Here is a 7,566-nt window from a genome sequence, read left to right on the forward strand (position 1 = left end):
CCGAACAGGTGACCAGCGTGCATCCCCTGAATGGCCCCCGCTTTCCCTGGTAGCGCGCCATCGGCAGCGATCCGCAGAGCAATCCGGACGATTCTGACTAAGCTACGCCGCCGTGCCGGTCGTAACTGCCCAGGATCTCCGCAAATCGTACGGTGCTCGCGTCATCCTCGATGGCGTCACTGCCACCATCCGCACCGGCGAACGGGTCGGCCTGGTGGGCATCAACGGCTCCGGCAAGAGCACCCTTGCCCGGATCCTCGCCGGCGTGGAGCTGCCCGACAGCGGCGCCGTGATGCGCCGCCGCGGGGCCGAGGTCGCCATCCTCACCCAGGACCCTGAGCTCGCCCCCGACCTCTCCGCCCGCGACACGGTCCTCGCCGGACTTGGCGCCTGGCACGCAGCGCGCGCCCGCCACGACGAGGCGAGCCGCGCCCTCACCCGCGGCGACGGCGACCACGAGGCGCTGCTCACCGCCCAGTCCGAGGCCGGGAGCGAGGTCGAGCGCCTCGGCGGCTGGGACGTCTCGCACCAGGTCGACGCCATCCTCGGCCATGTCGGCATCACCCGCCTCGACGCCCCGGTCGGCTCCATGAGCGGCGGTGACCGGCGCCGCGTCGCCCTGGCCCGGATCCTCGTCTCCCGCCCCGCGCTCGCCGTGCTCGACGAGCCCTCGAACCACCTCGACGCCGAGACCGTCGAGTGGCTGGAGCAGTACCTCATCGAGGAGCACACCGGCGCCCTCCTCCTCATCACCCACGACCGCTACCTGCTCGACCGCGTCGCCGAGCGCACCTTCGAGCTGGATAAGGGCAAGCTCTACATCTACGAGGGCGGCTACGAGGAGTACCTGGAGCAGAAGGCCGAGCGCCTCGCCCTCGTCGAGCGCGCCGAGGCGAACCGCCAGAACTTCCTCCGCACCGAACTCGAGTGGCTGCGCCGCCAGCCCAAGGCCCGCACCGGCAAGCAGAAGGCCCGCATCGGCCGCGCCGAGTCCGCGAAGGGACAGCTCGCCCCGAAGGCCGAGCGCGCCGCGGAACTCCAGGTGGTGACCACCCGCTCGGGCCGCTCCATCCTGGAGATCAAGCAGCTCGGCGTGCAGGCCGGGGACCGCTGGCTCGCGCGCGGGGTCGACTTCGTCCTCACCAAGGGCGAGCGCGTCGGCGTCGTGGGCCGGAACGGCACCGGCAAGACCACCCTCCTCCGCGCCATCCTCGACGAGCTGCCGAGGGGCGACGAGGCCGAGACCCCGAGCGAGCCGCGGATCGTCGAGGGCGAGGTGGTCCTCGGCAAGAGCACCTCCATCGCCTACTTCGACCAGCACCGGAGTGGCCTCGACACCGAGACCTCCATCCTCGAGAACGTCGCCGGCGACCGCTCGCGCATCCCCCTCGGCGCGCTCGACCTCGAACCGCGCGTCTACCTGGAGCGCTTCCTCTTCGAGGGCAGCACCATCCACCAGCCCGTGAGCTCCCTCTCCGGTGGTGAGCGCGCCCGCGTCGCCCTCGCCAAGATGCTCTCCCGCCCCTCCAACGTGCTCCTGCTCGACGAGCCCACCAACGACCTCGACGTCGCCACGCTCTCCTCGCTCGAACAGATGCTCGTGGAGCTGGAGGGCTCGGCCATCGTGGTCACCCACGACCGCTGGTTCTTGAACCGGGTGGCCACCACCATCCTCGCCTTCGAGGGCGACGGCCGCGTCATCCGCTACGCCGGCAACTTCGACGCCTTCCGCGCCCAGAAGGCCCACGCTGAAGCCGAGGTCCGCGCCGCCCGCCCCGCCCCCGAGCCCCAGAAGGCTGCCCGTCCCGCTGGACGTGACGCCCGCGACGCCCGCGACGCTCCCCGCGGCAAGGCGCTCACCTACGCCGAGACCAAGGAGCTCGACGGCATCATGGAGAAGATCGAGCAGGCCGAGGGCCGCGTCTCCGGGCTGGAGACCACGCTCGCCGACCCCGCCCTCTACGCCACGCGGGGCGCCGAGGTCGCGGGCCTCCTCGCCGACGTCGAGAAGGCCAAGGCCGAAGTCACCCGCCTCACCGCGCGCTGGGAAGAACTCGAAGCGAAGCGGGAAGCCGCCGGCAAGGGCTGAACGCTCAACCCTACGGCCGGGGCGCGAGCCCCTGCCGTGGGAATCAAGGAATGGCGGGCTTCACACCCAGCTCGCGCAGCACGTCGTCCGCGTTCCCCACCGCGTCCATCACCCACAGCATGTACCTGAGGTCCACGTGGATGGTCCGGGTGATGGAGGGCATGAACAGCCAGTCCGAGGCCATCGCCTCGTAGTTGCCGTCGAACGCCAGGCCCACCAGCTCCCCGCGCGCGTTCATCGTCGCCGAGCCTGAGTTGCCGCCGGTGATGTCGAGATCGCTCAGGAAGTCGACGGGCACCTCGCCGATCGCCTCGTTCACGTAGGGGCCGAACTTCTTGTCTTTGACGGCCGCGAGCAGCGCCGGCGGTGACGCGAACGGCTCCTTGCCGGTGTCCTTCTTGAGGATCCCGCTCACGCCCGTGAAGGGCACGTACGCCTCGGCGTCGGGGCGCGGCTTGTAGCCCCGCACCGTCCCGTAGGTGATCCGCAGCGTCCCGTTCGCGTCGGGCGCGAGCGCCCCGCCCTGGAACGTGCGCAGCGCCGCCACGAAGCGCGGCCGCTCCGCGCTCATCGCGCCCTCGTAGGCCTTGTCCTGGTCCTCCATCGCCTTGAGCGACGGCCGGATCGCGACCGCGAGCTTGATCAGCGGGTCCTGGCTCGCCTTGAGCTGCGCCGTCGTCGCTGTCTTCAGGAGCTTCACCCGGGTCGCTTCATCTTCGAGCTTGGTCTTGCCGTAGAGGTCGGCGACCTTCTTGTCGAGGTCGGCCTCGGTGGGCGTCGCCTTCCCGAACAGCGTCGTGAAAAGCACCGGCCGGTCCTTCTCCGGCAGGGCCGCCATCCGCCGCAGGAACACCTTGAAGAGCGCCGTGTCCAGGCGCCGGTCGTAGCCCTTCTGGAGGGCCACCATCCCCTGTTCGAGCCGCTGCCAGTTGCGCTCCTGGTAGACCGGATCCCGCTCGGCGTCGGGCTTCGCGCGCTCCTCGGCCATCCGCACCAGGGAGTCCGCCGTGGAGACCAGGCGCGCGAGCCACATCGCCCCGTCGACGAGCGCGTCCTGCTCGCGCGTCGCCTGGATGCCCGCGTGCACCTTGGCCATCTGCTCGATCGCGCCGCCGTAGGCCTCCTTGCGCTTCGGGTCCGCCGCGATCCACGCCTTGAGGTCGGCCTCGACCTTCTCCTTCTTCTTCGCGAGCCCGTCCTGCACCAGCCCGTCGAGGAGGCCCTCGGTCTTGAGCAGGTAGTTGCTGAGCCCCTCGATGCGGGGCAGCGCCTTGATCTGCAGGGCCTTGTCGTCCCGGCTCAGGTCCTTGAGCAGGCCGATCAGCTCCTTGAAGAGCGCGACGCGCGCCGGGTACTCCCAGGCCACGGCGGTCTCCACCTCGGCCGCGGTGCGCAGCCGGTTGGTCCGGCCCGGGTAGCCGGCCACCATCACGAAGTCGCCCTCCTTGAGCGGCGTCGTCGCCACCTTCAGGTGGTGCGGCGGCTTGTACGGCACGTTGTCCGCGGCGTGATTGGCGGGCTTGCCGTCCTTGCCCACGTAGGCGCGGAAGAACGCGAAGTCGCCGCCGTGGCGGGGCCAGCGCCAGTTGTCCACGTCGCCGCCGAAGTTCCCCACCCCCTCCGGCGGGATGTACACCATGCGCACGTCCTTGATCTCGAGCTGCTCGATCAGCCGGTACTCGGCGCCGCCGAAGTACGACGCCACCGAGCAGCGCAGCTCCGGGCGCCCCTTCTCGCAGGCGCTGACGAGCTGCTTCTGCCGCTCCTCGATCTTCTTGTACCGCTCGATGCCGTCCTTCACGGCGTCGAGCCCGGCGTTCACCTCGGCCGACACGTCGCGGAGCGAGCGGGTCACGAACACCCGCGCGAGCGGCCCTGCCCAGCGCTCGTCGGCGCGGTTCTTGGCGAGGAAGCCGTTCTGCTGCATGTCCTCCTCGGGCGTCGAGTTGTGCTGGAGCGCGCCGCCCGAGCAGTGGTGGTTCGTCGCCACCAGGCCGTCGGCGGACACGAACGACGCCGAGCAGCCCCCGAGGCTCACCACGGCCCCGAGCGGGAACGCCGTCGGGTCGAGCAGCGCCCTGGGATCCATCTGGAAGCCTGCCTGCTTGAGCCACGCCTCCTGGGACGCGAGCTGCTCGGGCATCCACATCCCGCCCGGGTTCTCGAAGCGCGGGGCCGCCGCGGGAGGCGCAGGCGGGGGCGCGGGCTCACCGGCCCCGGGGGCGGCGGGCTCCGAGGGAGGCTGGGCGCCGCACGCCGGTACAAAGGCGGCGAGGGCGGCGAGGGCGAGGACGGAGGGCAGCCCCGTGGTGCTGCGAAGCCGGAGACACTGGCGACGACGCGCGTTGGTCATGGCCGGGCTGTACCCCCTTCGTCAGGGGGTGTCCACGCCGCGCGCCCCCCCGGCCCTCGGTCACTCCACGTCGTGGACGCGGAACGAGGCGACCACGTCGCTGCCTTCGAGGGACCGGTGCACCCAGGGGGCGTCGCTCCGCCGCACGGCGATGAGCCGCACCTCCCCCACCCCTTCGAGCGGCGCAAGGCCCGAGAAGCCCACCGCCTTCGCCTCCTCGATGCTCATGATCTGAGCCCCCGTCTCCTTGCGTGTCTCGGCGCTGAGCAGGTCCTCGGCGCTCTTTCCCCGGGCCAGGTACACCTCGAAAACGACCATCATGACCCATCCTCGCCTGCGGCCAGCGCCTCCCGCAAGCCACCTGCGCGCGTCCGCCAGGGCGACGTGCTGGGTGACGTGACAAGCGGCGGGCTCGGCGCGCGCCGTGAGCCTCGCACCGCCCTGCGTCATGCTCGGCTGTTCAGCACACCCACCACCCTGACAGGCCTGTTCCTCCAGCGCTTCTTGCGCGGTTTTGCGCGGTTGTTGCGAGAAGAGATCAGGGATAAGCCCCCATGAGCTTTCGGGTCACCCCCGATAGAGAAGTCCAGCGCCCTTGTTAGGGTGTGACCCCTTCGCCCTTCCCGAGGCCTGACCCGTGCCCGAGCTCCTCATCGTCGACGACAGCAAGGTCATGCGTGACATGATCATGGCCTGCCTGCGCACCGAGCCCGGCATCGCGTTCACCCAGGCCGGCAGCGGCCTGGAGGCCATCGAGAAGATGTCGCTCAAGCGCTTCGACCTCGTGGTCCTCGACCTGAACATGCCGGACATCGGCGGCTTCGAGGTGGTCGAGTTCATCCGCGGCCAGGACCGGCTCCGCAGCCTGCCCATCCTCATCGTCACCACCCGCGGCGACGACGGCTCCCGCGCCCGCGCGCTCCAGGCGGGCGCGTCGAGCTTCCTCACCAAGCCGTTCACACCCCACACCATGGTCGCCGAGGTTCGCAGCCTGCTCGACGGGACGCGCCCGCCGTGAAGCCCATGGTGGACGTCGCCGAGTTCCGGTCGGCGTACCTCGCCGAGGTGGACGAGCACCTCGAAAGCGCCTCGACGAACCTGCTCGCCATCGAGCGCGCCGCGGCCGAAGGCAAGGCCGAGGCGCGGGCCCTCCGCGAAGTCTTCCGCTCCCTGCACACCATCAAGGGCCTGTCGGCGATGATGGGCGTCGAGGCCGTCGTCGCCGTCTCCCACCGCATGGAGGAGCTGCTCCGCGGCCTCCAGCAGCAGGGCGGCCCCCCGGGCCCGGCGGCCATCGACATCCTCTTTCAGGGCACCCGCGCCATCACCGTCGCGGTGCGCGCGCTCGCCGACGCGCTCCCCGTGCCGGAGGCGCCGCGCCCCTTGCTCGACGCCCTCGACGCCCTCCTCTACGGCCACGAGCCCGCGCCCCCCGCGGCGGCCCCGACGCTCTCTCTCCCCGAGGAGATCGCCGCCAAGCTGAGCGACGCCGAGCAGGAGCAGCTCGCCGCCGGCATCGCGGCTGGCAAGCGCGCCTTGCGCGTCGACTTCTCCCCTTCCCCGGCCTCCTCCGAGCGCGGCATCACCATCACCAGCGTGCGCGAGCACGCCTCCGCCCTCGCCGAGATCGTCAAGGTCATCCCCTTCTCGCGCCCTCCCTCCGAGGCGATCCCGGCCGGGCTGACCTTCTCGCTCGTCCTCCTCACCGCCGCCTCCGACGAGGCCCTGGGCCACGCGGTGGGCCTCTCCCCGGATCACCTCTCCTCCCTGGTCCAGGCCGCGCCCCCGAGCGCCGTCCCCTTCGCTGCCGAGCGCGCCCAGCGCGCCGAGTCCACCAGGCCCACCGAGTCCACCAGGCCCACCGAGTCCACCAGGCCCGCCGAGTCCACCAGGCCCGCCGAGTCCACCCAGCCCTCCGTCCCTGCCGTGGAGGTTCCCCAGCCGGACCATGACCACGCCGACGTCCCTCGCCGCGGCGTGCTCCGCGTCGAGCTTGAGCGCATCGACGACGCCATGGACCGCCTCTCCGCGCTGATGGTCAGCCGTTACCGTCTCGAGCACTGCGCCGCGGGGCTCGCCGAGGCGGGGGTGCAGGTGCGGGACCTCACCCGGCTCCTCGCCGAGCAGGCCCGCGAGCTGCGTGACCTGCGCGGCGCGCTCCTCCGGGTGCGCATGGTGCCCATGAGCGAGATCCTCGACAGGCTCCCGCTCATCTTGCGCAGCCTGCAGCGCGACACCGGCAAGCGGGTGCGCATGGAGGTCGAGGGCGGCAGCGCCGAGCTGGACAAGGCGGTCGCCGAGCGGCTCCTCCCCGCCATCGTCCACCTGGTGCGCAACGCCGTCGACCATGGCATCGAGCCCCCCGACGAGCGCGAGCGCCTCGGCAAGCCCCGCGAGGGTACGCTGCGCATCACCTGCGCCTCCATGAGCCGCGCCGCCCTCTCCATCTCCATCGCAGACGATGGCCGCGGGGTGGACCTCGCCGCCGTCGCGCGCCGCGCCGGCATCGCCTCCGACACCCCGCTCGGCGACGCTGCGCTCCTCGACGTCCTCAGCACCCCCGGCTTCTCCACCCGCGCCGAGGCCACCACCACCAGCGGCCGCGGCATGGGCATGGACATCGCGCACCGGGTGGTCACCACCGAGCTCGGGGGCGAACTCACCCTGAGCACCACGGCCGGCGCCGGCACCACCTTCACCCTGCGCGTGCCGCTCACCGTCGCCATCCTCGACGCCTTCGCCTTCCAGTGCGACGGCCAGCGCTTCGTCGCCCCCATCGCCATGATCGACGAGATCGTGGAGATCGATCCCGCCTCCATCATCCGGGGCCCCGGCGGCATGCCCCTCTTCGAGCGCCGCGGCACGGCCGTCCCCGTGGTGCCGCTCTCCGCCGCGCTCTCCGGGCACCTCGACCACCCCCGCTCCCGCGCTGCCGCGCTGGCCCTGCCGGCGAGCCCTCACCCGGCGCCCCCGGCGCTGCTCCCTCCGGCGCGCGCCTCTTCCACCGCCTCTTCCACCGCCTCTTCCACCGCCTCTTCGCCGCACACGCCTCCCGCGCTGCCCGCGTCCTCCACGTCGTCCGCATCGCTGCCTGCGCTGCCGGCGCTGCCGGCGCTGCCGGCGC

At 71.9% G+C, this 7,566-nt stretch carries 5 protein-coding genes; 3 read left to right on the forward strand and 2 right to left on the reverse strand.

Annotation, left to right across the window (positions count from 1 at the left end):
* The first annotated feature begins 112 nt into the window (after window positions 1–112).
* Window positions 113–2,089, forward strand: coding sequence for an ABC-F family ATP-binding cassette domain-containing protein (locus CAP_RS13255; RefSeq protein ID WP_044240531.1), 1,977 nt, complete (start codon window positions 113–115; stop codon window positions 2,087–2,089).
* 43 nt (window positions 2,090–2,132) lie between these two features.
* Here the strand turns inward: CAP_RS13255 and CAP_RS13260 are convergent, their stop codons facing one another.
* Both CAP_RS13260 and CAP_RS13265 read right to left on the reverse strand, forming a co-directional pair.
* Complete coding sequence (locus tag CAP_RS13260; RefSeq protein ID WP_052375011.1) at window positions 2,133–4,442, reverse strand: S46 family peptidase; 2,310 nt, start codon at window positions 4,440–4,442, stop codon at window positions 2,133–2,135.
* A gap of 60 nt (window positions 4,443–4,502) precedes the next feature.
* Entirely contained in the window at window positions 4,503–4,763 is a 261-nt protein-coding gene (locus CAP_RS13265) for a hypothetical protein (protein ID WP_044240532.1), read from the reverse strand.
* Window positions 4,764–5,079: 316 nt separating this feature from the next.
* Between CAP_RS13265 and CAP_RS13270 the strand changes: the two genes are divergently transcribed.
* Window positions 5,080–5,460, forward strand: coding sequence for a response regulator (locus CAP_RS13270; protein ID WP_044240533.1), 381 nt, complete (start codon window positions 5,080–5,082; stop codon window positions 5,458–5,460).
* A gap of 5 nt (window positions 5,461–5,465) precedes the next feature.
* Window positions 5,466–7,566, forward strand: a 2,101-nt coding sequence (locus tag CAP_RS13275) for a chemotaxis protein CheA (RefSeq protein ID WP_231511433.1), incomplete at its 3' end; no start/stop codon positions are given.

The sequence above is a fragment of the Chondromyces apiculatus DSM 436 genome, assembly GCF_000601485.1.
GTDB classification, from domain to species: Bacteria; Myxococcota_A; Polyangia; order Polyangiales; family Polyangiaceae; genus Chondromyces; species Chondromyces apiculatus.